Origin of the sequence: Pseudanabaena sp. SR411 (assembly GCF_002251945.1) — a bacterium.
Taxonomy (GTDB): Bacteria; Cyanobacteriota; Cyanobacteriia; order Pseudanabaenales; family Pseudanabaenaceae; genus Pseudanabaena.
The window spans coordinates 1-1,340 of the sequence record NZ_NDHW01000030.1; the positions used below are offsets into that span (position 1 = coordinate 1).

At 42.9% G+C, this 1,340-nt stretch carries 1 protein-coding gene; it reads left to right on the top strand.

Going from position 1 to position 1,340, the window contains the following annotated elements:
* The first annotated feature begins 205 nt into the window (after positions 1–205).
* Entirely contained in the window at positions 206–1,225 is a 1,020-nt protein-coding gene (locus B9G53_RS00855) for a hypothetical protein (protein ID WP_094528434.1), read from the top strand.
* Positions 1,226–1,340 lie beyond the last annotated feature (115 nt).

Here is a 1,340-nt window from a genome sequence, read left to right on the forward strand (position 1 = left end):
CTTCTTTTTTTTAGGTAACAGAGGTTCTATAATCTCCCACTCTTGATCGCTTAGGCTGCTGCTATATCCCATGTTTGACTCCTTTTTCTACTCTTCCTAAGATACCAAATGGGTTCTATATGGCGAATATCAACAAATAGCCAATCAACTGCAAACTCAACCGATTGATGGGAAAAAGTCAGTTGATAAAGAACAGATAGATCAGGTGAAAAGTTTGCTCAAGGCAGGGGCAAGTGCTTTAGGCGATCTGATGCCAATTTCAGGATTGAGTAAGCCTGTGCTAGAGACAACTGCTACAACTACGGTTGATATTGCAGGGATGTTATTGACGGAAAAGGATCGTTGGCAGCAGGTGTTACAACAGCATCGTGCGACGAAGAAGAATAAGGAATTACAGGCTTTGATGTTAGAGCCAATTCCTAAATTGACTAAAGCTTTTGCGGAGGCATTGGTACTGCGATCGCAACAGACTAAAAAGACGGTGGTATTAGTGCTGGATACCTACGAAAAAGTCCCATCGGATCTGGATCGTTGGCTATGGCAATCTTTATTAGCAAATACTCAACTTCAGCCGCATCGGGTGCGTTTGGTGGTGGCTGGTAGAAAAAGCTTGTTGGATGAGGAGGCATGGCGCAAGCTTCAGCAGGATCGCAATCTCGTTTTTGAGCGTCAGTTGGATCGATTTGACCAAAGCCAAACTCAGAAATATTTGCAGGATATTGGCATTAAGAATGAAGTGGAAATCACGGCAATCTTTAGGGTTACTAAGGGATTGCCTTACTATCTCAATTGGGTGCGACAGCAACAGGAAAAGGGTAAGCCGATTAGCTTTGCTCAGGGTAATCAAGGGATTGTCAAATTATTGCTACAGGGTTTGAATGATAAGGAGAAGCAAGCATTACAAATCGCGGCTTGTTGTCGATGGTTTGATCGCCGATTGATTCAACACTTGCTGGCACAGCAGTCGGAGTTGAACTGGGGAAATGGACAAAGTTGTTATGATTGGTTGATCCAGAGGGAATTTGTCGAGCCAATCCAAAGATTTTATCGCCTTGATGATGTGGCGCGAGATGTGTTTCGAGAATCTCTCTGGCAAGAATCAACTGAACAATTTGCCCAAATCCATAAAATCCTTGCAGATTACTTTAATACTCAAGCCGATCGAGTGATTGCACCTGAGAGTCATGTCAGCGAAAAATATGCTAGCGGTGAATGGTGTCGCTAGGGACTTGCGAGGAAATAAGATACCAATCAATTAGGAACAATGGTTATATCCCATTTGGGTAAAGTATCAGAACGTTGCCAAAATGGAAAATACTGTTTCAAGTCTTCTGGTAGAA